Below are 26900 nucleotides of genomic sequence, written 5' to 3' on the forward strand. Positions count from 1 at the left end.
TTAACTTTATCCGTCAGCGGGTTACATTCTTCCCATCTTGGCAACAAATTCGTCGAAGAAGATATCCCGGTAGTTGTTTCCGATGGCTATTTCGTATTTGTCAATATAGATATCATTATTATCGAATGAGGTAATCTGCCGGGTATTGACAATATAGGAGCGATTTACCCGCAGGAATATTTTAGGGAGCAGTTCATGGATTGCTTTCATACTGGTCTTGGTGATGATACGCTGGTCGGGAAGCTGGATAATGACATAATCTTTAAGCCCTTCGATAAAAAGTATATCTTTGAAATTCACTTTGAAGAAGCGACGTTCAGACTTGACGAACATGAATTCGCTTTCTACATTTTCTATGTTTTCCTTATCTCCGGTCAGCAGGAGGGCGTGGTAAGCCATTGCCTTTTCAACTGCTTTTTGAAATCTTTCGGGAATGATCGGTTTGACCAGATAGTCGACGGCATCCACTTCGTAACTGTCGATGGCATATTCGGCATAGGCCGTTGTAAATATGACCAAAGTACTTTTCGGGATGGTACGGGCAAATTCCAGTCCGGTAACCTTAGGCATGCGGATATCCAGAAAGATTAGGTCGACTGGGTGCTCATGGATAAATTTGGCTGCTGAGGCGGCATTGTTGAAAGAGCCGGCCAGCGTCAGTTGTCCGGTCTCATTTATCAGCATCTCCACAGCTTCACGGGCCAGCGGTTCGTCGTCTACGATTATGCAATTCATAGTTCCAATTGTAAATTAACGGTGTAACTTTGTTTCATTTCAATGATTTCCAGTGAGTGACGACCCGGGTATAATAACTCCAGGCGTCTTTTGATATTCTTCAGTCCCAGGCCACCGATACGTGGCTCTTTTACTTCCTCTTCCGGGAGCGGTATGGAGTTTTCGCATCGGAATAGCAACCGGTTGTCCTGTACGATGAAAGAAAGATGTACGAACGAAGCATTCTCGCTGTCCGTATTATGCTTTACTGCATTTTCAACGAAAGGGATAAACAGGAGCGGAGGAAGCCATACCTTATTTATATCACCTTCTTTCGATATGATATAGTTGAAATTATCCCGGCGTATCTTTTCCAGATTCAGGAAATCATTCATAAAATGAATATCCGAATTGAGCTGTATCTTTTCTTGCGAACTGTCGTTAAGCTGGTAACGCAGCAGGTCTTCCAGCTTGAATAAAACTTCTGCCGCTTCGTTGCGTCCTTTTTTAATCAATACGTAGACGTTGTTCAGCATATTGAAAAGGAAATGCGGATTGATCTGGCTTTTCAGGAATTTCAGTTCCGATTGCAGGGTGGTGGCTTCCAGTTCGTCTATGCGCTGGTTGTTACTGATCCAGTGTTTAAAAAGGACGAGGGCGGATGAGGCGGCAACCAGTAATCCGCAGGAGACTGTCGAAGAAATGATATTCAGCCACATCACCGAAGGACTGGGTGGAATGCTTTCGAAGCGGGTATCTTCGAAAAGGGTTTGAAGTGTACCGAGTATGATGATACATAACAGGACCAGGGTCGTTGAGCTGAGCAGGTAACGGAGAAACCGGCCTTTGAGCAGGAATCGCGGTACCAGTACATAGGCATTGACATAGATAAGCATGTCGATCATCAGGAAATAACCGATCCAGGAGCGGATTCTGGGCGGGGTGATGATCAGTTCGTCTGGTGTATCCCAGAATACATTGATCGTAATAAAGAAGACGATCAGTTGCAGCAGGAGATGCCTGTAAACCCTTTTCTGAGGACTTAGCAGAAAGTCGGGTACTATATGGTCTGTCTTAGTTGCCATGTGTATTCATTTTTAATGTAATGGTACTTGTACCTGTCGTCTTTTCCCGCGTGACGGATAGGGAATAATTCTCCGGATAAAGAAGATCGAGGCGGGCCTTTAAGCTGTCCAGTTCTTTCATCTCCGGTTCTGTCGGATCGTCGAATCGGCAGGTGATATGTATTTCTTCTCCTTCCCGGTCGGCTTGTAACAGGATGGAAGGGCGTTTTTCTTGTTTCACCGTTCTTTTCAAGGCATACTGGATGATCGGAACAAGCAGCAGGGGGGGAATCAGGACACCTGTCAATGCTTTGTCGGAAACGATCTGATAGTCGAAAGTGTCCGAATAAAACTTTTCCAGAGCCAGGTAATGAGTCAGGAAGTTGATCTCGGAATTAAGCAGAACCTTATCACGTGCCCCGTCATACAGTTGATAGCGGAGTAGCTGGCTTAGCCGGAGCACCATATCGGCAGCCTTTTGGGGTTCGCTTTTAGATAGTACCCCTGTGCGGTTCAGCGTGTTGAACAACAGGGAGGGATTCACCTGCTCTTTCAGGTTATCCACTTCCGATTGTATCTGTTTTCTTTCCAATTGGTTTACACGCTGGTTTTCTGTCATCCAGTGTTTTAACAGGACAGTCATGGAAATACCGGTAATACAGATCATGTTCAGCATATAATCCGATAAACTATCCAGGATGCTTACCATATTAAAATAAGAACCTCTGACGGGAGGAATACCGGATGAGGTGAATATCCAGTATTCCTGTACATATCGCAGCAAAAGGAGTAATAAGACGGACACGGAAGAGCAAAGGATATAGACCTGATACTTTTTCTTCAGCAGCAACCTGGGAACCAACAGGTAAAGATGCAGATAGCCTACAATGAAATAGGAGATCAGGGTACATAGCCCGGCCAGGTAGACCTGATTTCCCAGTTGTTCTATTCTGGCCCCAAAGGTATAGATGTTCTGGTTGAGCGATACGGCTGTTACAGCCGCGAGCAATAAAATATGACGGGCTATCCTGTATCTGGGTTCAATCAGGAACTGGTATAAGAAAGTTTGTTTATTCATTTTGTTGTCGACCATACAGCGGCTTACTCTTTAGACTGTCCGAAATTACTATTTTATTTGGTATCTGTTTGCATACCGGTTAGAATTCTAGTTTGTAACTGATATTGCTGATAGGAATGCTGTTCCCGTTCCGTTCCATCACACCGCTTTTCAGATTGTAGTGATAACCGTAATATTCTTCCGTTCCGGTTACATTCAATGCCTTGATGGCGAACTCGTGTGCTACTTTCTTTCTGTTTATTTTGTAGCTGACCGTAAAGTTTGCGATAAACATGACCGGATACTGTTCGGAATAAGCCCTTGTTTCGTCATATAGTGCTTCCTTGTCGGGATGTGCCAGGCTTGCTGCATGGTCGAGGGGAGAATAACGCTCTCCTCCTTGCAGGGTGAATTTGGCGTTGGCACTTAATATGTTCTGTCTTTTGGAACCTACCATCCACTCTTTGCCGATCAACGTATTAAGGATAAATCGGCGGTTAAACCGTGTGTTGTGCCAGACGCCGTCTCCTCCTTTGTATTTCGAATCGAAAACAGAGGCTGTGACCAGGTAATAGAATCCGCGGTTCAGATATTGTTCCAGTGTGATGTCTACCCCGATATTACGTCCCTTTCCTTTGTTTACGAGAGCCTCTTCCACATAAAACTCTCTTCGGTTCAATACGGAATAGGAGCTGTCTGCAATAACCGGAACGTCGTACAGGAATTGTGCATAAGGTTCGACTTTAAGAAGCAGATTGTCGGATAATTTATAGCCGAATGTCAGCATCAGATGGTGAGCCTTGGTAAAGTCGAGGTCTTTGTTTACGGATTCCTTTCCGGTGCTTTTGGAATTGACAAAGTAGACATCCATCTTTTCCATCCGACTGTGCAAGCCATATGCCAGGGCAAACGAAGACTTAGTGGTCGGCGCCCATTTCATCCCCAACCGGGGTTCGAGAGTCCAACTGTTATTAAGCGTCAGAACCTGGCAGTTCAAGCCGACATTTACCGAAAGCCGGTCTGTGATACCGAAAGAGGAACTGGTGTAGGCTGAGATCAGGTCGGTCTGTCCTTTTCCTTTTGAGAGAGTATTTAGCGGGGCCGTTTCAAAAGGAGCCAGGTTTAACCGCATATTATAGAACAAACGGGTATAGGTGAAACCTGTCTGGTTGGTATGGCGTGCACTGAATTTCCGGTTGTAGGAAGATGTCAGGGTCAGGTTCGTCGTGTTGTTCTTCTGATAGGTGAATGGAGTGACGGTGTGATCGGCTGCATGGGCATCTTCTGTCGCATTCATACCGGAATAGGTAGCTGCTAAAGTTGTTTTCAACATCGCATTGTTTGGAAAGAAGTACCGGTGGCTTATCCCTCCGGCAGCCATATATTGTTTGGCTGTCGACTGGAAATTATCCCGGGTATGTTCCCATTCCAGCGGATCGTCCTCGAAATCATTTTCGTATTTGTCGATCAGGCTGGTTCCCCACACGGCAAAAGTACCGGCTTTACGTGTCGGAATGTTGAATTTGAAATTCAGATCCTGGTAATTAAGCGTACCGCCCATGTCGAGGCCGGGATAAATGCTGTTGAGAAGTCCGGTGGTAGAATAGCGGTAGTTGAAGATGTAGGAAGCCTGGTGGTTCTTGCTTAGAGGGCCCTCCGAAGCGACATCTATCCCCAATATACCAACCTGAAAGGTGTTCTCCATTTTCCGGTTGTTCCCGTTACGCAGCTTCATGTCGAATACACCGGAAACGGCATTCCCGTATTCGGCGGGAAAGGCACCTGTGAAGAAGTCGGAATTACCCAGAACCTGGCTGCTGAGTGATGATAAGATACCGCCGCCCAGTATGGATATATCGGCAAAGTGGTTAGGATTCGGTATCTCCACATCTTCCATTCTCCATTGCAGCAGGTGCGGGGCATTCCCGTGGATGGATATTCCGTTGCTGGACAGGTTTGCTGCTACTCCGGCAAACGAACTCACCAGACGGGCAGGGTCATCCAGTCCTCCGGCATAGCGGCTGGCTTCTTCCACACTGAGTATCCGGGCACCGGTAGCCGCCATTTTGTTGAGAGGCTGTTCCTTGTTGATCTGTGGGCGGACAACGACTTCGCTTAATTCGTTGACGTTTTCTTTCAGTGAGATGTCCAGATATACTTCCTTCGCGGATGTTACCAGTATTTCGCTGAAGATACCAGGTTCGTATCCAAGAAAAGAAGCCTGTACGTTATGCCGTCCTACCGGGATCTCCGGCAAAACGAATTGTCCGCGCTCGTCCGTTGTAGTGCCTGTGCCCGGCATATCTGAAAGCATGATGGTGACGTCCGGCATCGAATGACCGGATGCTTTGTCGATAACTGTTCCGCGGATAGTCTGCGACGGCTGGTTGCCGGTTGTTTTCTGGCTATACGCTTTGCCCTGCGATAACGGGCTGATAAAAAGGAGTAAAAAGAGTATTGTACGATACATATATTAGTTGTCTGATAGGTTTGTTACTTACTATGAAAGGTTGCTTTGTTTATTGTTTTTCTTTTCTTTGATAAGACTCAGCAGGCCGTATATCTGTTCAAAGACGGCATTTTTCCATTTGCTCCCGGTTATCTCTTCCGTGAAAACTTCTTCAAACGAGTCTAATACCCTGGCGCAATCCTCCGGGTTGACTCCTGACCTCTCTGCTACTGCTGAAATAACTTCTCTCTTGTTCATCTCTTTTTTTTGTTTTTATGATTATGCCACGAAGGTAGCCTGCAATGGGAAGTGCTTTTTAATTTGTAGACGGAAGTGCTTTTCCAGTATACGGAATCCTTCTTATCGTCGACCAGACCGGTTTACATTATTATACATCTTGCTTTTAACTACCGTTATCTTAGGCACAAATTAAACCAAAGGTTATAACAAACTAATTGTTAACACCTTATTTAGTATAATTACCCTGTACAGGATAATCAGATACACTGTACACCCTGGTTATTTATCCTGTACACCTTGTCCGGCTACCCTGTACACCCTGGCAATAAGGAGTCCTGACTTTTCAATTAATTAGTAGGGAGGAACCGATTAGTTTCCGGTGTCCGCGGGTTAGTTTGTAATTACCCTGATGCGGTTACCCCGGGCAGGAATAACGGTTTCATTTCAGTAACAAAAAAATACAGTTCAGTAAATACAGATTACAGTTCAGTAAAATAATCCCGGCCTCTTATACCTATATATAATAAGTTTGTTTCAGAATTAATGTAAGATGATTAAAATTATAGAGAGATGGGAAATACTTTTTTATTAGCTTTGTTGGCATCGTTTACGTGTGCAGATTATCGTTTGGATCAAATAACACATGAACCGGTTCCGGAAGGAGAAAAAGTGGCTCCGGAGATGCCGGATAGATTTCCTTTTGATGAGTGCGGACGAACGATCGATGAATAAGCCGGATGTCTTTTGCTGACATTCGTTGTGTGTATTGAATTAATTCTGTTACTTAAAATTTAAAGACGTATGAAGAAGTTATTTTTATTTGCTTTGGCTGTTACGGCTTTATTCTCTTCTTGCGAAAAAGATCCCGATCTGAATAAGCTCGACAGCGATTATGCTGTTTATACGAATTATGATAACGGCATTCAGTTTAACAAATTCAGTTCTTATTATCTTCCTGACAGTATTCTGGTCGCCGGTGGCGGTATGAAAGCCCAATACTGGAAAGACGAGAATGCTCAAAAGATCATTAGCGAGGTGGTTGCCGAGATGGACGACCGGGGATATACCCGTGTGGATGACAAAGAAAAAGCCGATATCGGCTTACAACTGTCCTATGCACAGCAGACTACGCAGATCATAACTCCGGGTTACGGTTACGGCTATGGTTGGTGGGGTGCCGGTTTCTGGGGCCCGTTCTGGAATGACTGGTATTATCCTTATCCGGTTTCCTACAGTTATGACACCGGGACGTTTGTTGCGGAAATGGTTGACCTGACAGCTAAATCTGCCAATCAGAACAAGAAAGTCGATCTGCCGGTTATCTGGCATGCTTATGCTTCGGGGTTGGTCTATAACAATTCGCGTATCGACATGCAGCTGACACTTCGTGCTGTGGAGCAGGCCTTTGAACAATCTCCTTACCTTAATATACTGTATACTGATAAATAATAAATCCGGAAGATTATGAAAACGATAAGATACATTTTTAAGAAACAATTCATATTGTTGATGATACTGTCCGTTTTCTGTTTGAAAGGACAGGCACAGGTGGAAGATAACCTTCATTTTAATGTGGACTGGCAGATGAACGCACCTATCAGTACTGATTTTGCGGATAAGATCAGTGGCTGGGGGATGAATTTCGAAGCCGGTTATTATGTGACTCCGCGCTGGTCGTTGGGAGCATTCCTGAGTTTCCATACCAATCATAAATATGTGGACCGCCAGACATTGCAATTGTCGCCGACCCAATCGCTGACTACCGACCAGCAATTGTCGGCTTTCCAGCTTCCTTTCGGTCTTTCCACTTCCTACCGTCTCGGACATAATGATTATCTGAAGCCGTATGTCGGAGTGAAATTGGGAGCGATGTATGCGGAGAACTCCAGTTACATGACGACTGTCCGTTATTATTCAAATCCCTGGGGCTTCTATGTTTCTCCGGAGGTCGGAATGAATATTTATCCCGTACCGGATAAGCGTTTTGGCTTCCATGTGGCTCTGTATTACAGCTATGCCACCAACCAGACAGATTTGCTGACCTATTCGATGAACGGGCAGAACAATCTGGGGTTCCGTGTCGGTTTATGCTTCTAATCAATCCAACAAATAATGCAAAACAAATACAACCATTTTTTCAACTTTTTCCTGTTCTCGGGATTAGCCTGTTTCTCACATTTGTTTCTGGTGCTTTATTCGGACCTTTCACCGCAGCATCAGAACGTGTTGATTTCTTTCTGGGCTTTCCTGTTGGTTGTATTTGTTTTTAATGTGATTGGGTTCAGTATTATCCTTATCAGTGAATGGCAGCGGAAAAGCTATCAGGTCCTGATGAAAAGGAATAATCAGTTACTGATCAATTGCCTGTTGATGGCGGGACTTTTGTTTTTGATAAACTATCTGCTGTCTTCTGTCGTAAAAGTATTGTTGGAGATACCTTCGCCGTTTGTGTTGAAGGGAGCCGGCTTCCGGATGATGTTTGTGGTATGGCTGGTTGAGATGGTGATTGTTTGTCTTACGATGGTAGCTAACTTCTACAGGCAGTTGATCGTTCTCCATGAAAAAGCGAATAAGCTGGAAGAGAGTGCGATAAAGTCACAGTATATCGCTTTGCAGAATCAGTTGAATCCCCATTTTCTTTTTAATAACCTGAATACGCTGATTTCGGAAATAGAATATAATCCAAAGAATGCGGTTGTGTTCACCCAGCGTCTGTCGGACGTTTACCGTTATATTTTGCAAAGCCAGCAGGAGGGGCAGGTCACTTTGCGTTCGGAACTGACTTTCCTGAAATCTTTTATCTTCCTTCATCAGGTGAGGCTGGGGGATTGTATCCATGTGGATAACCGGATCGACTCTTCCTTGCTGGAAAAGAAAATACCATCTTTCACATTGCAGCTACTGACTGAAAATGTGATTAAACACAATACAATCAATTCGGATAACCCGATGACGATTTATCTGAGTACTTCGGATGATAAAAAGAAATTAGTGGTAAGCAATGAAATAAGGCTCAAGCAGAATGTAGTCAAGTCGGGTACCGGACTGAAGAATTTATCTACCCGTTGTAAACTGGTTAGCGATCAGGATATATCGATAGAGAATGATTCTAAATGTTTTACCGTTAAAATCCCATTATTAAATGAATAAGATAAAAGCTGCCATCATAGAAGATGAAATCCCGGCGGCACGTTTGCTGAACAAAATGTTGACGGAGTTGCGCCCTGAATGGGAGATCCTGGTCTTGCCGGGTAATGTGGAAGGTGCCGTAAAGTGGTATCAGGATAATCCCCATCCCGATATCCTCTTTCTGGATATCCAGCTGACCGATGGCGTTTCTTTTTCTTTTATCGAACAGGCGAATCCGGAAAGCATGATCGTATTTACTACGGCTTACGACGAATATGCGATCCGTGCTTTTAAAGCGAACAGTATCGATTACCTGTTGAAACCGATCGATAAGGAACGGCTGGGCGAAGCTTTGGAGAAATACGAAAAGCTTACTTCCAGGTTCTATAAAGAGTTTAATAAGCAAGGAGATATCCTGGAGATACTTCAGAATATAACCAATCCGGCAAAGAAATACAGAACCCGTTTCCTTATTTCGGGGGAGGACAAATTGTTTACGTTGCAGGTGGATGATATTGCTTATTTCTATTCTGAAAATAAAATAACCTTTGCCGTAACTAATCAGAATAAAGAACATATTATAGACTTGTCTCTGGATAAGTTGTGCGAGCAGCTGGACCCGGATCGCTTCTTCCGGACAAACCGGCAAACGATAGTTAGTGTACAGGCCATCCAAAAGATAGAATCTTATTTCCTGGGAAAAGTTGTCGTGAAAGTTATTCCTCCTTTTAAAGATAAGATTATCGTCAGCCGTGAAAAGATCAGTGCTTTCAAGCTGTGGCTGAACTATTGAAAGAATCTGTTTTAGCTCTAAATAATTGACTGATTTGTTTTTTCAGCGAATATAATATACTTTTGATGCAATAATTGCAGGAGTAATATTGTAAGCAATTGAAAGAATGGAGAAGGAGTTAGAGGTAAAATATCTTGAAGCATTGGGAGAAGGAGACCACGAGGCATTCAATATGCTTTTTATGTCTTATCATTCTTTGGTAAAACGATTTCTTTTCGGGTTTATCAAAGAGGAAGATGAGGTGTTGGATCTGGCCCAGGAGGTTTTCATTAAGGTCTGGACCCATCGGAAATCGGCTGCATCGGCTGATTCTTTCAAAGCCTATTTGTTTAGAATGGCCCGTAATGAGCTTTACAATTATTACAAACTAAATGCAATTCATGAGAACCACCTGGAGAGATATTACCAACAATCCGTTTGGGTAGATGATTTGATGGAAGAACGTATTTTAGCGGAAGAACTGGGACTTTTACTGGACATCGCTGTAGAGAATATGCCTCCCCAGCGAAAACAGATTTTTAAAATGAGCCGGAAAGAAGGCCTTTCGAACGAAGAAATCTCCCTTAAACTGAATATAAACAAAAGAACTGTTGAAAACCATATAACTCAAGCCCTTGCAGACTTGCGGAAAGTCCTGAAAATAGTATTACCTTTTTTTATTTAAAAAAAATCACTTTTAGACTGTGTGTGTTTCTTTTTCTGTTTGTCTTAATTATATAAGACTAAAAATAGAATGGAGAAACGACATCTACATACTTTGTTTTCCCGCTTCTTTGGAAATGATTTTCCCAAAGAGGTACGTAATCGGTTTGCCACCTGGTTTATCCGGGAAGAACAGGCCGATGAGAAGGAAGAGGTATTAGAAGATATATGGAACTCATTACCGGAGACGATAGATTTTACATCTTACGCAGAGTTGAAAAAGGTGAACAAGCGTATTCATCCTGAAAAGAACTCTTTCTACCGGCGATTGGCTGTTATTGCTGCAATTATTGTATTGCCCTTATTGGGGATTGTCACTACTACATGGTATTATAAATATGCCGGCATATCATCTGATATGCATATGGTAGAATGCTTTGTTCCGAATGGGGAAAGAAAGCAGGTTATTTTACCGGATGGTTCTATTGTATGGTTAAATGCAAATTCAGTTTTAATCTATCCCGAAAAATTCGGAAAAACACGAACGTTGTTCCTGAGTGGAGAGGGGCATTTTACAGTCACTAAAGATAAGGAAAGGCCTTTTATCGTAAAAACGAATTATTTGAATGTCGAAGCTTTAGGAACAGTCTTTGATGTGCATTCTTATCCGGAGGAAAGTGAAACCACAACTATCCTGGAATCAGGCTGTGTCAGGGTTGACGATAAAATAGGTTCATCGGGTTCTGTCATTCTGCACCCAAACGAACAACTGACCTATAACCATGCAGATGCTTCTTTTCTTAAAAGCTATGTGGATGCTTCCCGGTTAAACTCCTGGACGAAAGGGTATCTGATTTTCCAGCAGGAAACGTTAGCGAATATTTTCCGTGCGTTGGAAAGACAATATAAGGTAAAGATCAATTACAATGATACCAAATATGCAAGCATGACATTTACTGTTCGCTTCCATGCCCGGGAATCCCTGGAAGAGGCATTGGATGTTTTAAAAAGAATTGGAGTTAACTTTAAATATAAAATTGTAGACAATGATGTATATATTCAGTAACAACTAAAAAACAACAATATCATGAAAAAAAGGTATCCGGGAAGCTGACGGCCAATCACTTCTTCCCGGACTGAAATCGAAAATCATCCCGATTTTTGGGGCGTTATATATGCCCTTAAATCAAAAAGATAGTATTCAATTTAATTCTTAAATATACAAAGTTATGAAAATATATAACAAATCACGAAGATGTGTGGTAAATACTTTTTATAAATCTATTTACATTGCATTATTCTTGTGCTGTTCTTTTATAGTAAAAGCTCAAAATCAATTAATTACACTCTCGAAACAAATGACCTTAAAAGAGGCTTTTGTTGAGATAGAAAAGCAAACAAATCTTTCAGTAGACTATAATGACCAATTAATAAATGCGAATGAACGTATTAAAAAGGCATATAATAATACGCAGTTGAATGAAGTTTTAAATGCTATATTGAAAGACGCCAGTTGTTCATATTCAATTCAGGGAAGCCATATCTTAATTACACCTAAGACTGCTCAGCAGGTGAAAAATCAGACTATAACCGGTACGGTTACTGATGAGTTGGGCGATCCGATTATTGGTGCCAATGTAATTGAAGAAGGTACAACTAACGGAATTATGACTGATATTGATGGTAAATTTTCATTGTCAGTATCAGCCGGTTCTAAAATTCAGGTTTCATATATAGGGTATATAACTCAGGATATAAAAGTCGGAAATAAGAAAACTTTCGCGGTCGTATTGAAAGAAGATTCTCAGGCTTTGGAAGAAATTGTAGTTGTGGGTTACGGTACACAGAAGAAAGGTGTCGTAACAGGATCTATCGCAACTGCAAAGGGGGATGATATTATCAAGAGTCCGACTCAGAACTTAGGACAGGCTTTGGCCGGTCGTTTGCCGGGCCTTATTGTGACTAACGGTAGTGGTGAACCGGGTGCTGACGGGGTAACGATCAATATTCGTGGTAAGAGTACAACCGGAAATAATGATCCGTTGATCCTGATCGACGGTATTGCCGGTCGTGGTTCTTTGGACAGACTTAATCCAAATGATATTGAGAGTATTACAGTTTTGAAAGATGCTTCTGCTGCTATCTATGGTTCGCGTTCTGCCAATGGTGTTATTCTGGTAACAACCAAGAGAGGTAAAACAGGAAAACCGTCCATTAGTTATTCTTTCAATGTAGGTTTACAGCAACCGACACGTGTGCCGGATCTGGCAGATGCTGCTACTTTTGCTGAAGTGACGAACGAGTTGGAATCATATGACGGACGTGTTCCCCGGTATACCGCTGATGAAATAGAATTATTCAGGAACGGATCGGATCCGATACATTATCCGAATACAAACTGGGCAGATGAGGTACTAAAGAAAGCCGCTTTTCAACAGAGACATAATGTATCTGTTTCCGGAGGTACGGATGCTGTTAGTTATTATGTAGGTGGTGGTTATTCCAGTCAGGATGGTATCTTTAAAAATGGATCGACAAAGTATGAACAGTATGATATACGTTCAAATATCGATGCTAAAATTACTAAAGACCTGAAAGTCTCGGTGGATATCTCGTCTCGTTTAGAAGATGCAAATTTCCCCAGCATGAGTGCCGGTGATATATTCTGGCGTATAACCAGATCTTATCCTACTGTTTTAGCTCAGTATCCGAATGGGTTACCGACAAATGGTTTGGATAGTAACCCAATCGTGATGGCTACAGATAAAACTGGTTATGAATATGATAAGAAGGCAGTATTTAATGGAACTATTACTGCAGACTGGAATTTATCGTGGTTGTTGGATGGTTTAGCAGCAGATGCTTATATGGCTTATGACCGTATAGGAAAAGACCATAAAAAATGGCAGACCCCCTGGTCTTTTTATACATGGGATGAGGCTACCGATACTTATACGGAACACATGAACACACTTGTTCAGCAGACCTCATTGAGACAAGAGCATTTAGCTGATTGGTCGCTGACATTGAATGCCAAATTGAAGTATAAGAAAACATTTGGCAGTCACGGGATAGATGCTATCCTCGGTTTTGAACAAAACAGCTATAGAAAGGATAATTTCTGGGCATCTCGTGGAAGTTTTATGTCTACAGCTATCGACCAGTTGTTTGCCGGTACATCCAACAAAGATTATTATGATAACTCCGGTGATGCTTCAGAAAGTGCACGTCGCAGTTATTTCGGACGTGTCGCTTATGATTTTGCAGGTAAGTATATGGCTCAGTTTAATTTCCGTTATGATGGTTCATATATTTTCCAGGCAGGACAGCGTTGGGGCTTTTTCCCGGGTGTGTCTGCCGGTTGGAGAATGTCGGAAGAGAGCTTTATCAAAGATAATATCGACTGGATCAATAATTTGAAGATACGCGGATCATTCGGTAAGCAAGGTAACGATAATATCGATCCTTTCCAGTATTTGCTTAAATATAATCTGGGTCGTAATTACGTGTTTGGCGGAACTGATATGGTTGGTTTATATCAGAAAGGTTTCCCTAATAATAATGTAACATGGGAAGTTGCCGATACCTGGAACATCGGTACTGAAGGAACATTCTGGAATGGACTTTTAGGTTTTGAAGTTGAATATTTCAAAACAAAACGTTCTAATATTCTGGCAAAGCGCAATGCTTCTATTCCTAAGTATACAGGTTTGATCGATTTGCCGAATGAAAATATCGGACGGGTTCAAAACCAGGGTATGGAAATACAGTTGAGCCATTTCAATAAGATCGGTGAAGTGAACTTCCGTGCAAGTGGGAACTTTATGTTTGCCAGAAATAAAGTTTTGTTCATGGATGAAACTCCATGGGGTGAAGGACATGAGTATATGAATGAAACAGGTGGTCCGATGGGAGCTGGTCTGCAATATCGTGCTATAGGAATTTTCAGAGATCAGGCAGCATTGGATAGTTATCCTCATTTGGATGCGGCCCGTCCTGGTGACTTGATTTTTGAAGATGTTGATGGCGATGGTAAAATAACCTCACTGGACCGTGTTCGTCAGAATTTGACCGGTTTCCCGGAGATTATCTTTGGCTTGAACTTGTCGGCTGATTGGAAAAACTTTGATATTAGTGTACTGTTTCAGGGACAAGCTCGTGCTGTAAAAGATGTAATTAGTCGTATGGATGCAACGTCGAATTTCTATAAATGGAGAGCTGAAGATCGTTGGACAGAAGATAATATCGATGGAACAATGCCCCGTGCCGGTGGTACTATCAACTATGGAGTCGAAAATCCGTGTAGTTTCTGGACACAAAATGCTTCTTTCGTACGTTTGAAAAACCTGGAAATAGGATACACCTTGCCTAATTTGTGGTTTAATAAACTACGTATATCAAACTGTAGAGTTTATTTGAGCGGACAGAACCTGTTTGCTCTGGATCATATAAAATATGTGGATCCGGAAGGAAGCGGAGAAGGCAGCTATTATCCTCAAATGAGAATCTTTAATATAGGATGTAACTTAACTTTTTAAAAAGGGAAAAAGATGAAAAAGATAATATATTTGGCAGTTTCCGCACTGTTAAGCTTTAGTTCTTGTAGCGATTTTTTGGATAAAAAACCGTTGGATTCACTTACAGAGGATGCTGTTTTTAATGATGATGCTTTGCTCACTGCTTATGTGACAGCTTGTTACAATGCTTATCCGAACGGTTTTGATGAAGCAATGTCTTCCTCGGCTACAGATGAATCATATACTCGTCATGGAGATGGTAGTTCTAATATTGTAGCAAGGGGAGAAATGAACCCGGATAATGTTGAAAACTTTGACTCCGGTCGATTTTCCAACTTTAATTACTGGAATACAGCTTATGAGTATTTGCGTAACATCAACACGTTCTTTGCAAAGTATGAAGAAGCTCAGGTTACGGAAGAATTAAAGAGCCGTCTGTATGGTGAGATGAAATTTATTCGTGCTTTTGTGTATTCTAATCTGATATGGCGTTTTGGTGGTGTTCCTATTATTACGAAAGCGTATACATTGGAAGATACGGATTATTCTATCACACGAAATACTTATGAGGAATGTGTAGATTTTATCTTAAAAGACCTGGATGAGGCTATTGAGCATTTACCAGCAAAAATGGAAGGTGAAAATAAAGGCCGTGCCTCTGCAGATGCTTGCAAAGCATTGAAATCAAGACTGTTATTGTATGCTGCAAGTCCTTTGGTAAATACTTCTAATGATCTGAAAAAATGGGAATTGGCACGTGATGCGGCTAAAGCTGTAATCGATCTGCCAGGTTATAGCCTGGCTTCGGATTATAGAACTCTTTTCTTGGAAGACAATGACGAAATTATTTTCAGACGTTATTATACGAAAGCGAATGCTAACAGAGTGAATTTGTTTAATTCTCCTAATGGTTACGGTGGCTGGGGTGGTAACTGTCCTATTCAGAATTTAGTGGATGATTATGAGATGAAGGCTACGGGTAAGAAACCGGCAGAAGCTGGTTCCGGTTATGATCCGGCAAATCCGTATGAAGGTCGTGATCCTCGTTTTTATGCAACGGTTCTTCATAATGGTGCAATGTTCAGAGGACGTGAGGTTGAAACATTTATTCCTAATGGGCAAGATAGTGAACAAGGAGCCATTGGAAGCTGGAACTGTTCGAAGACTGGTTACTATTTGCATAAATTCCATGATGAAAATCAGGTTGTTAATGAATCGGAAGCAACTACTGTTCCATGGACTTTCTTCAGACTGGCAGAATTTTATTTGAATTATGCCGAAGCCCAGTACTATTTGGGTAATGAAGAAGAATGTCGTAAAGCCATCAATGTAGTACGTTCGCGTGAAGGAGTAGAAATGCCTCCGGTAACAGCTTCCGGAACGGAATTGCTTGAAAAACTTCGTAATGAGCGCAGAATAGAATTAAGTTTTGAGAACCAACGCTATTTTGATTTAAGAAGATGGAAAATTGCTGATGAGTATGAAAATAAGAATTCTATTGGCATAAAAATTGAAAAGGATGAAAATGGTAATTTCAAATATACTGAAATCACTGTTTTGGAACGTAATTTCCTTCCGCAGCATTATTGGTTGCCAATTCCTCGCTCAGAAATTATAAAGAGTAATTATACTTTGGAACAGAATCCTTATTATAATTAATTCGAGTGTAAGTAATTGATTAAAAAAAGCGCATAAATGACACAAATTTGTCAAATAACAAACATGCTATTATCATTTTTGTTCCTTAATTTGTGTCATTATGTGCTATTTAAATAGAAAAAGATGAACTCAAAAGTTTTTATATTCATACTTTTAAGTGTATTGTTGCTTCCGACAAGTTGTGTTGAGGCAAGTAAGGCAAAAGAGGAGAAGAAAAATACCGCTCCGCGAATAATCAATATAGTCAATTTTATCCGCCAGACAGACTATCGTCTGGAAAACTCGGATGCACTGATGTTTGAAACGGTGGAGAAACAAATCGACCTGGTTAATCAGTATAACTTTCCGGCAACTTTTCTGTTTCAGTATGATGCCCTGATCAATCCGGAGTATCAGAAATTGATGAAAACTAAGCTTAATCCTACATGTGAACTTGGTGCATGGTGGGAAATTACCCAGCCTCATGTGGAAGCTGCCGGATTGAAATGGCGTGGAGAACATTCATGGGTATCGACAGCCAATATCGCTTTTACTCCGGGATATACTCTGGAAGAAAGGGAAAAACTGGTGGATGTCTATATGGCGAAATTTAAGGAGATTTATGGTAAATATCCTAAGTCTGTAGGTTCTTGGTATGTTGATTCACATACGTTGGAGTATATGTATAAAAAATATGGTATTGTCGCTTCCTGTAACTGCAAGGATCAGGTTGGTACTGATGGCTATACATTGTGGGGAGGGTATTGGAACCAAGCCTATTATCCCAGTAAGCTGAATGCATATATGCCGGCCCAGACAGACGAATTCCAAATCCCGGTACCTGTATTCCGTATGTTAGGCAGCGATCCGATGTACCAGTACGATGCAGGGATCGGAACGAATCATCAGGGAGTCATCACTCTTGAACCTGTATATAAAGGTGGAGGAGGTGATAAAAAATGGATTGAATATTTCATGGAGTCTATTGTCGATGAACCCTGTCTGGCATTTAATTATGCGCAGGCCGGACAAGAAAATTCATTTACATGGGCAGGTATGGGCAAAGGACTGGAACTTCAATTTCCGATATTCGACTCATTGAGTAAAGCCGGAAAGATCAGAGTAGAAACGCTCGAAGAATCCGGTCGTTGGTTTAAGGAACAATTCCCTAAAACTCCGGCTACTGCTATTACTACGCTCGTCGATGTCCGGAAGGAAGGTAACAAGTCTGTATGGTATAACAGCCGCTTCTATCGTTCTAACCTGTATTGGGAAAAAGATGGTTTTTGCTTCAGGGATATTCACTTATTTGATGAAAAAATGAAATCGGAATATCTGGATACTCCGGGTATAGGCGGACAATTTTTCTATTATACATTGCCGGTAATCGACCGGTTCTACTGGAGTACACCCGAAGATAAAACGGGTCTTAGAGTAGTGGAACTGGATAAGAATGGAAATAAAACGGGTGTAGTTCTGACAGACCCGGTTGTTAGTGAACCCTCGAATAGTGTATTGAAAGTAGAATCCAAAGATAAAAGTGGAAATACTTTTATCTTTACGTTCTATGAAGATAAGATCGATGTTTCATGTAAAGCTACCGGAAAAAAATTGGATTGGGCACTGGAACTGAAAGTTCCTCAGGAAAGGATCGGCCAGTTGCCATTCAAGAATTTCGGTAAATCTTCTATTCAATCGGAATTCAGAGGATTCGATTATACTATAACGTGTAAAAAGGGTAGTATCGTTAAAGGCAATAATACAGACTATGTCCTGCGCTTTGTTCCGTCAGGCAATGGATTGGTTATCAATTGTGCGAACTGATTTTTTATAAGAGCCTGGCCCCTGGTTTACAGATAGGGACCAGGTCTTTCTCTTTGGATAGATACATACTATCTTATATAACTGATTCTAAATTTAATATTATGAGAACATTTGTTTTTATTCTTTGGACATTTCTTGTCTTCAGCAATTCTGTTGCTGCTCAATTTACGGAAAAAGAGTTTGATGTAGATCTATGGACCAACGGACTTCCGAATACGAATGGTATAGATCGGACACCTTTTGATGACAACATCCAGAATTACAAACCTTCGTTACGTGTTTTTTTACCCTCGAAGGAGAAAGCGACCGGACGTGCCGTTATTGCTTGTCCCGGTGGGGCTTACGGAGGTTTGGCTTATGGACATGAAGGATATGAGTGGGCACCTTTCTTTAATAAATTAGGTATTACTTTGGTTGTTTTGAAATATCGTATGCCGCGTGGAAACCGGGAAGTCCCGTTTTCTGATGCAGAAGAGGCACTACGGCTGGTAAAAGAGAAGGCGAAAGAGTGGAATATTAATCCGGCTGATATAGGGATCATGGGTTCTTCGGCCGGCGGACATTTGGCTTCCACTATGGCAACACATGTAAAATCAAGTGTGCGACCGGCTTTTCAGGTGCTGTTTTATCCTGTGATCACAATGGACAAATCATTTACGCATCTCGGTTCTCATGATAATCTATTGGGAAAGGATGCTTCCCGGGAACTGGAAGATCAGTATTCCAATGAAAAGCAGGTAACCAAAGATACCCCGAGAGCTTACATTGCTTTTTCGGACGATGATGATGCGGTTCCTACTAAAAACGGTGCACTTTATTACCTGGCATTGAAGGAAAATAATGTACCGGCTTCTTTCTTTATCTATCCTTCCGGAGGACATGGATGGGGCAGCAGGAAAGATTTCAAATACAATAAGGAAATGTTGCAAGATCTGGAAGCCTGGCTTCAGAGTTTTTAAAGAAATAGGGTATCATTACAGATACTATCAAATATATTACATCAAAAATCATTTTTATAACCAATATTTCTCTTAGAATATGGAGCTTTGGAACGGCTAATGTTCTGACTAAGATAATTCATATAAATGATTTTACTATAAAATAACAAGCGGATGAAAAAGCTTATATTATTTATTACTGTTACTACTTTCTTTAGTTATTCCGGCGCTAACGGGCAGTCCGTTCGTTTGACCGGCTTACAGAGTGATCACCTTGAAACCCCGATAGGTATCGATAATCCGGCTCCTCGTCTTTCATGGAGGATGGACGACAGCAGGAAAGGAGCGAAACAGACTTCATATCGTGTGCTGGTGGATAAAGACTCGATGAAAGTTGTCAACGGGAAAGCTGATATATGGGATACCGGAAAAATAAACTCCGGAGATATGTTGATCACTTATGCCGGTAAACAACTCGAACCTTTTACTAAATATTACTGGAAGGTGATAGGCGGCGATCTGGAAAATAAAGAAGTATCTTCGTCGGTCAGTTCTTTTGAAACAGGAATGATGGATATAAAGAATTGGCAAGGAGCCTGGATTGGCGACGGAAAAGATATAAATTATGAGGCAGCCCCTTATTTCCGTAAGAAATTTGCAACCAACAAAACGATTAAATCGGCCCGTGCCTATATTGCTGTTGCCGGTCTGTATGAATTGTATATCAATGGTGAGAAAATAGGCAATCATCGCTTGGATCCGATGTACACCCGTTTTGACAGACGTAACCTGTATGTCGCTTATGACGTGACAGAACAGCTTCGGAACGGACAGAATGCGATCGGTGTCCTTTTAGGAAATGGCTGGTATAACCACCAGTCGAAAGCTGTCTGGGACTTCGACCGGGCTCCCTGGCGTAACCGTCCGACTTTCTGTATGGACCTTCGCATCACTTACAGCGACGGAACTGTAGAAACCATCCCGACCGACCTTAGTTGGAAAACATCTTCAGGTGCATTGACCTTCAATAGTATTTATACCGGAGAACATTATGATGCCCGCCTAGAACAAAAGGGCTGGAATACTCCGGACTTCGATGATTCCAAATGGCATGGAGTCGGTTTCAGAGGTGTTCCTTCTCAAAATGTGACGGCACAACAGATCCGTCCGATCCATAATGTACTGACTCTTCCGGCGAAATCTCTTAATAAGATAGATGATAAAACCTATGTATTCGATTTCGGTCAGAATATGTCGGGTGTGACCAATATAAAGCTGTCCGGACAGGAAGGTACGGAGGTTCGGATTAAGCATGGAGAACGGCTTTTTGATAATGGGCGTATCGATATGTCCAATATCGATGTTTATTACAGGGGAGATAAGGAAAAAGATCCTTTCCAGACGGATATTCTGATCCTGAGCGGTGGCGAAGATGAGTTTATGGCTAAGTTCAATTATAAAGGATTCCGTTATGTGGAAGTAACCAGCGATAAGCCGATAGAATTGGATCAGAATAGTCTGACTGCTTATTTTATGCACAGCGATGTTCCGCCTGTCGGTACAATCAAAACATCGAGCGAACTTGTCAATAAATTATGGTGGGCAACCAATAATGCTTATCTCTCGAATTTGATGGGTTACCCGACCGACTGTCCGCAACGTGAAAAGAACGGTTGGACAGGAGACGGTCACTTTGCTATAGAAACTGCCTTGTATAATTTTGACGGTATTACAGTATATGAGAAATGGCTGGCAGACCATCGGGATGAACAGCAGCCTAACGGCGTACTTCCTGATATTATCCCTACAGGTGGCTGGGGATATGGTACGGATAACGGATTGGACTGGACGAGTACGATAGCTATTATCCCCTGGAACCTGTATATGTTTTATGGTGACAGCAAACCTTTATCCGATTGTTACGAGAATATCAAGCGTTATGTCGATTATGTGGATCGCACAAGTCCTAACCATCTGACAACGTGGGGACGTGGAGACTGGGTTCCGGTTAAATCGCGTTCAAATAAAGAATTTACATCGTCTGTTTATTTCTATGTCGATACCAGGATTCTGGCAAATGCAGCCAGGTTGTTTAATAAACAAACAGATTACGAACATTACACAGCTCTGGCTGAAAAGATCAAAAAGGCAGTAAATGACAAATATCTGAACAAGGAAACTGGAATATATGCAGAGGGTTCTCAGACAGAACTGAGTGTTCCCTTGCAATGGAAGATCGTTCCTGAAGAGATGATTGCCAAGGTGGCACAAAACCTGGCAAAGAAAGTGGAAGAAGCCGGATTCCATCTGGATGTCGGTGTCCTGGGTGCGAAAGCGATTCTGAATGCCCTGAGCGAAAACGGATATCCTGAAGTGGCCTATAAAGTAGCTGCGCAAGATACTTATCCGTCATGGGGGTGGTGGATTGTCAACGGTGCAACGACTTTGCTGGAAAACTGGGATTTGAAGGCTGAGCGCGATATTTCGGATAATCATATGATGTTCGGAGAGATCGGCGGCTGGTTCTATAAAGGGCTGGGAGGTATTTTCCCCGATCCGGAACAACCTGGTTTCAAACATATCTTGTTACGTCCCAACTTTGTAAAAGAACTGAAGCATTTTGAAGCGCAACATAACTCTCCTTACGGGCAGATCATCTCCAAATGGGAGTGGAACAGGAAAAAGATCAAGTATGAAGTGGTTGTTCCGGCAAATAGTACGGCGACCCTTTATTTACCTGATTATGTAAAAGGCGATAAAGTGATCAAGCTGGAAGCTGGTAAGCATAGTCTTGTTTTGAATGTCTCAAAATAGTCAATAATAATACAATTTAAAATTGGATGATAATGAGACGTTCTGTTTATATGTCAGTGGTAATAGCCGGGATTGTCAGCCTGAACGCCTGTACATCGACGTTGCAAGAGGAGGCAAATTTACCGGGTGTCCCGTCTTTAAAAGAATTGTACAAACCTTTCGGAGAAAATGATGTGAAGAACTTCCAGTCACCTCCGAAAATTTATCATCCGGAAACTTGGTTCCACCTGATTGGCGGGAATGTTTCCAAACCGGGTATCACAGCCGATTTGGAAGCACTCTCTGCTGCCGGGTTATCCGGTATCCAGTTGTTTCACGGACAGTTTGGCGGTCCCTGGCCGGGAGTAGAACCTCAAATTGCCTGTCTGAGCCCTTCGTGGGAAGAAACGATAAAACATGCTGCAGAAGAATGTCGCCGGTTGGGTTTGCGTTTTACGATGCAGAACTGTCCGGGCTGGTCGATGGCAGGCGGTCCGTGGATCAAACCGGAAAATTCGATGCGTCATCTGGTATGGAGCCGGACGGATATAGACGGAGGTAAACAGGTAGCAATGGATTTGGCGGTTCCTCAACCGAGTAGTGAAGACTGGCGGGATTATAAAGATATTACAGTCCTGGCTTTTCCTACTCCGCTGGATGATACCAACCAGCCGCTTCGACCGCAATCTATCCGAAGTAATATAGATTATCCCTGGAGTGATTTTTTGATTGAAAATAAAGATCAGGGACATTGGATCAACCAGGAGGAAGGGCAACCGCATTGGGTGGAAGTCTCTTTTTCCCAACCGACGCCTCTTCGTACAATCGAATTGTCCGAAGTTCGTAACTATAATTATAACTGGTGCTATGAACCGGGAGTGAATATCAAGGTTCAGGCTATATTTCCGGATGGAACGGAGAAAGATATTCTGCAGACAGATGCCCCGCAAAGCAGCTGGCAGGATAATAAGTATTTTACATTAGCCTTGTCCGAAGTACCTGGTGTAAAGACGTACCGTATCTCTTTTACCCATAAGCGTCCTTTGCTTCTTTCACATATGAGCCTTTATTCTGCCACCCGGAAAAATAACTGGGAAGCTGAGGCGGGATGGACATTGCGTGATTTTGTCCGTGCCGGAGAGGAGCCGCAACAGTCGCCTGAAGCTTTCGTTTCTTTAGATCAGATAAAGGACATCACCTCTTCGATGGATGCGAACGGACATTTGAATTGGGAAGTTCCCGAAGGAAAATGGACGGTCTTGCGGGTCGGCCATGTTTGTACCGGAAAACAGAACGGACCGGCTCCAAAAGAAGGAACCGGATGGGAATGTAATAAATTGTCGGAAACCGGACCTGATATACATTATGCGAGTTATATCGGCCGACTGGCTAACGGACCGTTGGAGGGTGGTTTGTTAAATGGTATGTTGTTGGATAGCTGGGAGTGTGAGACACAAACCTGGACAGAAGAGATGGAGGATGAATTTCGTTTGAAATCGGGTTATCCTCTTCGTCAATGGTTGCCTGCCGTATTCGGTTATGTGGTGAATGACCATGAAACAACAACCCGCTTCTTATTGGATTGGCGTAATACGATCGGTTCTCTTTTTGCAGATAAGTTCTACGGGCGTATGGTCCAGTTGGCACATCAGAATGGTCTGGCGGTTTCGTATGAAACGGCTGCCGGGGATATAGTCCCGGCAGACTTACTGGAATATTTCAAATATGCGGATATACCGATGTGTGAATTCTGGCAACCGCTTTCCGAAAGTTTTGTCGGTTCAAACAACTTCAAACCGATTAAGCCGACGGCTTCTGCTGCCCGGATGTATGGTAAACCCCGTGTGGCTGCCGAAGCATTTACCTCTTTTGAACTGACCTGGGACGAACATCTGTCGATGTTGAAGGAGGTTATGAATGTCAATAGTGTGGAAGGAGTGACTCATCTCGTATTTCATACTTATACACATAATCCGCGTATAGACTTTTTACCGCCGGGTACCTCGTTCGGTTCAGGGATCGGAACACCTTTTCTGCGTCTGCAAACATGGTGGAAATATATGCTGGAGTTTGTTAATTATCTTTCCCGATGTACTTATCTGCTGGAACGTGGGCGTCCTGTTTCCGATGTGTTATGGTATCTGGGGGATGAAATCAGCCATAAGCCGGATCAGAATTATCCTTTCCCGGAAGGTTTTAAATATGATTATTGCAATCCGGATGTTCTGTTGAACCGTTTATCTGTGAAGAATGGTAAGATCGTTACTCCGGAAGGTATCGAATACAGCGTATTATGGTTGAACGATAACAAGCGGATGCTGCCGGAAACCTTGGAGAAACTTCTGGCTTTGGTACGTGAAGGTGCTGTTGTTATCGGAGATGCTCCGGAAGGACTTGCCACATTATCCGGACAGGAGTCGGCTCAAAAGCGTTTCGATGCTGCGGTTCATGCGCTTTGGGGGGAAGTGTCGAAAGGTTGTAACCGGATAGGAAAAGGAATGGTCGTAAGCGGCATGTCTCTCGATGAAGCATTATGTGAACTGAAGATGTCTCCGGATGTAACGGCTACAGGGGATGCGTTATGGTTGCATAGGCAGACAAAGGGAGCTGACTGGTATTTTGTTACTGCACCTAAAGGTCAGGGATTTAAGGGCGATTTGAGTTTCAGAAATTCAGGTTACGCGGAAATATGGGATCCTGTTACGGGAGAAATGGAACCGGCGGTTAACCGTAAGGATGGAGACCGGACCGTTGTTTCTTTAGATATGCCCCGGGCAGGAAGCTGTTTTGTTGTATTCCGACATGATCGCAAGGGTGAGTCAAAACCTGTTTTATTGGAAGAAGCCGGAACAATGCCGGTAGGGAATGAATGGACATTGGCTTTCCCGGATGGATGGGGCGCTCCTGCTTCATTAAAGGCGGATGAACTGAAAGCCTGGAAAGACCTGGATATTTCACCGGAAGGGAAAGCTTTTTCCGGTACAGTTACTTATACTACCTCTTTCGATATAGAGAATGCGAAGGAGTATGCCGGTTATTCGCTGGATCTTGGTGCTGTAGAAATGATAGCCAGTGTTTCTCTGAACGGAAAACCGCTGCGTGTATTATGGACTCCTCCTTATCGCCTGGATATTACGGATGCTATTCAGACAGGCGAGAATATATTGGCGGTAGAGGTTACGGGTACCTGGTTTAACCGATTGGTGTACGATGCCGGCCAACCGGAAGAAAATCGTAAGACCTGGACGATTTCCGGGCCATCAAAAGACGCTCCGTTGAGGGATAGTGGCTTGTTGGGGCCAGTAGTGCTAAAGGTATTTAATGATTGATTTTTATATAGTAGTTTAGGCAGAAAGGGTACTCTGTAAAAAGTACTATTTTTTGTAAAAAGAATAAATGTTGATTAATGATTTTCTTAAAAAGGTGTATTGCTCTGTATTTTTAATACATAAAATGTATAAAGGAGAATATTTTATATATCTTTGTTTCTATTCGTGATATTATTATGGAAAAGAGTAGAGATATACAGACATTTAACTTCCTGTTTACGAATTACAAGAGGCGTTTTACCCATTTTGCCAGAACATATGTAGATGATGAGATGACTGCTGAGGATATAGCTGTCGAGAGTTTGATGTATTACTGGGAAAATCGGGAAAAATTGAAAGAACATACAAATATACCGGCTTATGTATTGACTGTTGTTAAGCATAAATGTTTGGATTATTTACGGCATTTACGTATTCAGGAGGACTTTGCAGATACTCTGCAAAGTAATGAAATTCGTAAACAAAATTTACGTATAGCAACCTTGGAAGCTTGTAATCCGGAGAAGATATTTTCTGAAGAGCTCCAATATCTGGTCAATAAGGCTTTAGTTTCTCTTCCAGAGCAGACACGTGATATTTTTATCAGGAGCCGCTATAACAATCAAAGTCATAAAGAAATTGCTGAAACCTTGGGGATTTCAACTAAGACAGTTGAATTTCATATAAATAAAGCCTTAAAAATTCTTCGTGTTGCCTTAAAAGATTACTTACCTGTATTGATGTATTTGCTGATGAAATAGCAGATATTGCATTTTTTTTGAGATATCATAAAAAAGTTCACTTTTCTGTTAGGGATGTCTTTTACTTATACGCTTAATAAATAGAATCGTAAATAATGAAGAAAGAAACATTATATAGATATTTCGAGGGCATAGCTTCTCGTGAGGAAGAAGAAGCCGTTTATCGTTGGTTAGATGTCTCTCCTGCCAATGAGGAAGAGCTGCTTAGGGAACGTGAGTTCTTTGATGCGATGATTCTTGTAGGAAATGAGGAAGGACATAAGCTAAAACGGGTACATTTTTTCGTGCGGGAGATGTTAAAGGTGGTAGCAATAGTTGCTATAACACTTGCTTGTGGGGGGTATTACCATTTGGCTGACAAAAAAGAATTGTTATCGGCGATGAATACGATTACCGTTCCTATGGGACAGCGAATGAATCTAAAGTTACCGGACGGTACTTCAGTCTGGTTGAATGCTTGTTCTGAAATAGTCTATCCGGCCATTTTTTCGGGTGGAAAACGTGAGATACGGTTGACTGGGGAGGCTTATTTCGAGGTGACGCGTCAGGAGAAAAATCCATTTGTTGTCCGGACGGAGAGATGTGAAATAGAAGTGTTGGGGACGAAGTTTAATGTGGAAGCTTATTCCGGTTCAGATGATTTTTCAGTAGCATTGATGGAGGGGGCGGTGAAGGTGTCGGATAGTGATCATTTATCTTCTCCGGTATTATTGAAGCCGGATCAGGAAATACGTTTAAAAGATGGACAGTGGAAAGTTTCAGCTGTCAGTGATTATGATCATTTCCGTTGGCGCGAAGGACTGGTTTGTTTTAAGGATGTTGCTTTCTATGAGCTGATGGCACGGTTTGAAAAATGTTATGGGATACAGATTATTGTGGAAAACAAACATCTGAAAGATTATGCATGTAGTGGTAAATTCCGTATTTCTGACGGGGTGGATAATGCTTTGCGTATTTTACAGCGAAATGCTAAATATACCATTGAAAGGAATGAAGATAATTCGATTATATATATAAAATAAGTCTAATCTAA

The 26900-nt window shown here is 42.2% G+C and carries 19 protein-coding genes and 1 pseudogene; 15 read left to right on the top strand and 5 right to left on the bottom strand.

Annotation, left to right across the window (positions count from 1 at the left end):
* Positions 1-21 precede the first annotated feature (21 nt).
* The 5 genes from C825_RS06570 to C825_RS06590 all read right to left on the bottom strand — a co-directional run bounded on the left by C825_RS06570 (position 22) and on the right by C825_RS06590 (position 5542).
* The gene (locus tag C825_RS06570) at positions 22-735 is read right to left on the bottom strand and encodes a LytR/AlgR family response regulator transcription factor (protein WP_007655068.1); all 714 of its coding nucleotides are present in this window, start codon (positions 733-735) and stop codon (positions 22-24) included.
* Positions 732-1799, bottom strand: a complete 1068-nt coding sequence (locus C825_RS06575; protein ID WP_010801906.1) for a sensor histidine kinase — start codon at positions 1797-1799, stop codon at positions 732-734. The genes C825_RS06570 and C825_RS06575 overlap by 4 nt, the downstream gene beginning before the upstream one ends.
* Positions 1789-2871 (bottom strand): sensor histidine kinase, encoded by a 1083-nt coding sequence (locus C825_RS06580; RefSeq protein WP_010801907.1) that lies wholly within the window; start codon positions 2869-2871, stop codon positions 1789-1791. Before C825_RS06580 ends, C825_RS06575 begins: the two co-directional genes overlap by 11 nt.
* 64 nt (positions 2872-2935) lie before the next feature.
* On the bottom strand, positions 2936-5305 hold the full coding sequence (locus C825_RS06585; RefSeq protein WP_010801908.1) for a TonB-dependent receptor: 2370 nt from the start codon (positions 5303-5305) through the stop codon (positions 2936-2938).
* A gap of 30 nt (positions 5306-5335) precedes the next feature.
* Positions 5336-5542: an HU family DNA-binding protein gene (locus C825_RS06590; protein ID WP_010801909.1), complete on the bottom strand. Its 207-nt coding sequence runs from the start codon at positions 5540-5542 to the stop codon at positions 5336-5338.
* Positions 5543-6094: 552 nt separating this feature from the next.
* Between C825_RS06590 and C825_RS06595 the strand changes: the two genes are divergently transcribed.
* The 15 genes and pseudogenes from C825_RS06595 to C825_RS06665 all read left to right on the top strand — a co-directional run bounded on the left by C825_RS06595 (position 6095) and on the right by C825_RS06665 (position 26889).
* The gene (locus tag C825_RS06595) at positions 6095-6256 is read left to right on the top strand and encodes a hypothetical protein (protein ID WP_007655063.1); all 162 of its coding nucleotides are present in this window, start codon (positions 6095-6097) and stop codon (positions 6254-6256) included.
* Between the two features lie 69 nt (positions 6257-6325).
* On the top strand, positions 6326-6973 hold the full coding sequence (locus C825_RS06600; protein ID WP_010801910.1) for a DUF4136 domain-containing protein: 648 nt from the start codon (positions 6326-6328) through the stop codon (positions 6971-6973).
* A 15-nt stretch (positions 6974-6988) separates the two neighbouring features.
* A complete protein-coding gene (locus C825_RS06605; RefSeq protein ID WP_010801911.1) occupies positions 6989-7621 on the top strand; it encodes an outer membrane beta-barrel protein in 633 nt (210 codons plus the stop codon).
* A gap of 15 nt (positions 7622-7636) precedes the next feature.
* Positions 7637-8674, top strand: a complete 1038-nt coding sequence (locus C825_RS06610; protein ID WP_007655060.1) for a sensor histidine kinase — start codon at positions 7637-7639, stop codon at positions 8672-8674.
* Positions 8667-9446, top strand: coding sequence for a LytR/AlgR family response regulator transcription factor (locus tag C825_RS06615; RefSeq protein ID WP_010801912.1), 780 nt, complete (start codon positions 8667-8669; stop codon positions 9444-9446). The genes C825_RS06610 and C825_RS06615 overlap by 8 nt, the downstream gene beginning before the upstream one ends.
* Positions 9447-9552: 106 nt before the next feature.
* Entirely contained in the window at positions 9553-10110 is a 558-nt protein-coding gene (locus tag C825_RS06620; RefSeq protein ID WP_010801913.1) for an RNA polymerase sigma-70 factor, read from the top strand.
* Positions 10111-10179: 69 nt separating this feature from the next.
* Entirely contained in the window at positions 10180-11154 is a 975-nt protein-coding gene (locus C825_RS06625; protein WP_010801914.1) for a FecR family protein, read from the top strand.
* 292 nt (positions 11155-11446) lie between these two features.
* Complete coding sequence (locus C825_RS06630; protein WP_228100102.1) at positions 11447-14626, top strand: TonB-dependent receptor; 3180 nt, start codon at positions 11447-11449, stop codon at positions 14624-14626.
* 12 nt (positions 14627-14638) lie between these two features.
* Complete coding sequence (locus tag C825_RS06635; protein WP_007655055.1) at positions 14639-16264, top strand: RagB/SusD family nutrient uptake outer membrane protein; 1626 nt, start codon at positions 14639-14641, stop codon at positions 16262-16264.
* A gap of 123 nt (positions 16265-16387) precedes the next feature.
* Positions 16388-18067: a hypothetical protein gene (locus tag C825_RS06640; RefSeq protein ID WP_007655054.1), complete on the top strand. Its 1680-nt coding sequence runs from the start codon at positions 16388-16390 to the stop codon at positions 18065-18067.
* 101 nt (positions 18068-18168) lie between these two features.
* Positions 18169-19023 (top strand): annotated as a pseudogene (locus C825_RS06645) (alpha/beta hydrolase); the annotation flags it as partial.
* 156 nt (positions 19024-19179) lie between these two features.
* Positions 19180-21819 (top strand): glycoside hydrolase family 78 protein, encoded by a 2640-nt coding sequence (locus C825_RS06650; RefSeq protein ID WP_010801916.1) that lies wholly within the window; start codon positions 19180-19182, stop codon positions 21817-21819.
* A 32-nt stretch (positions 21820-21851) separates the two neighbouring features.
* Positions 21852-25127 carry a glycosyl hydrolase gene (locus C825_RS06655; RefSeq protein WP_010801917.1) on the top strand — a complete coding sequence of 1092 codons (3276 nt, stop codon included), beginning with the start codon at positions 21852-21854 and terminating at the stop codon, positions 25125-25127.
* A 176-nt stretch (positions 25128-25303) separates the two neighbouring features.
* Complete coding sequence (locus tag C825_RS06660) at positions 25304-25867, top strand: RNA polymerase sigma-70 factor (RefSeq protein ID WP_010801919.1); 564 nt, start codon at positions 25304-25306, stop codon at positions 25865-25867.
* 95 nt (positions 25868-25962) lie between these two features.
* Complete coding sequence (locus C825_RS06665; RefSeq protein WP_010801920.1) at positions 25963-26889, top strand: FecR family protein; 927 nt, start codon at positions 25963-25965, stop codon at positions 26887-26889.
* The last annotated feature ends 11 nt before the right edge of the window (positions 26890-26900 follow it).

Origin of the sequence: Parabacteroides sp. ASF519 (genome assembly GCF_000364265.2) — a bacterium.
Classification (GTDB): Bacteria; Bacteroidota; Bacteroidia; order Bacteroidales; family Tannerellaceae; genus Parabacteroides; species Parabacteroides goldsteinii.